The organism is Candidatus Thiosymbion oneisti (genome assembly GCF_900092655.1).
Lineage (GTDB): Bacteria > Pseudomonadota > Gammaproteobacteria > Chromatiales > Chromatiaceae > Thiosymbion > Thiosymbion oneisti.
Genome location: NZ_FLUY01000531.1, coordinates 1 through 771 on the forward strand (window position 1 = coordinate 1; position 771 = coordinate 771).

1 protein-coding gene is annotated in these 771 nt (G+C 52.5%); it reads left to right on the top strand.

The window, feature by feature from the left end; translation table 11 throughout:
* Positions 1-275 precede the first annotated feature (275 nt).
* Positions 276-593: a BolA family protein gene (locus BQ17_RS05175; protein WP_089724896.1), complete on the top strand. Its 318-nt coding sequence runs from the start codon at positions 276-278 to the stop codon at positions 591-593.
* Positions 594-771: the final 178 nt, after the last annotated feature.

Sequence of the window (771 nt, forward strand, 5' to 3'; positions counted from 1 at the left end):
CTTTAAAATCAGTATGTTACGAGGACCATTTGGCGTCTAACCCTTTGTTTTCTGGTCAACGACCACCGTGTCGGCCTTATGTTCCAATATAACCGATTGATTTTTAAAGACTCGCATCGGGAACAACTCTAATATTATGGATAGTGTTTTAATCTTGTTGTTGCCGAGTACAGGGAACCTTGAATTCTGTGCATAGCTGTGGAGTCATTCCATCATGCAAATGACTCACTTTACCACTTGAAAATTACCATTACCAAAAATCCGAGTAGGGGCCCATGAACCGTAGAGAACGTATCCAAGAACAGCTGCAATCCACGCTGTCCCCGACCCACCTGGAGGTAACGGACGAGAGCCACATGCACAATGTGCCCGCGGGGGCCGAGTCGCATTTCAAGGTAGTGGCGGTCAGTGAATCCTTCGCCGAGCACAGCTTGGTGGTGCGCCATCGGTTGGTGAATAAGGCGCTTAAAGGGGAATTCGAAAGCGGTCTGCATGCCCTCGCCCTGCATACCTGGACGCCGCAGGAGTGGTTCGAGAAGGGAGGAGTCGCACCCGATTCCCCCCAGTGCATGAGTGGCTCCAAGTCGGATTGAGAAGCTGGGTAGTGGTTAAGGCCTGAATGGAAACAGCACCACTCGCAGTATATTGGGCACGCCACACACTGTACTCCCTCTCCCTCCGAGGGTGTCGCAACAGCCCCGCTCCCGGTCTCTGGTTCCCACGCAGCGCCTGGGAACGAGAAAACTCAGCCTGACTGATGACCATTTGGAC